This window comes from Streptomyces sp. URMC 123 (assembly GCF_051386515.1).
Lineage (GTDB): Bacteria > Actinomycetota > Actinomycetes > Streptomycetales > Streptomycetaceae > Streptomyces.
This window is the reverse complement of record NZ_JBPQTV010000812.1, coordinates 1-211: the sequence shown is the minus strand read 5'-3', so window position 1 is coordinate 211 and position 211 is coordinate 1. Positions and strand designations below refer to the sequence as shown.

The following is a 211-nucleotide window of genomic DNA, read 5'->3' as shown; positions in this document are numbered from 1 at the left end:
ACTGGCGATTGGGACGAAGTCGTAACAAGGTAGCCGTACCGGAAGGTGCGGCTGGATCACCTCCTTTCTAAGGAGCATCTAGATTCCGTAAGGAATCCAGAGCCACTACGTCGGCGAATGTCCGACGGTGGTCAGCTCATGGGTGGAACGTTGACTATTCGGCACGGTTCGGTGGGATCACTAGTACTGCTTCGGCGTGGAACGTGAAACT

1 rRNA gene is annotated in these 211 nt (G+C 55.0%); it reads left to right on the top strand.

Features of this window, described 5'->3' with window-relative positions:
• A 16S ribosomal RNA gene (locus tag ACSNOD_RS32095) occupies positions 1-67 on the top strand; the annotation flags it as partial.
• Positions 68-211: the final 144 nt, after the last annotated feature.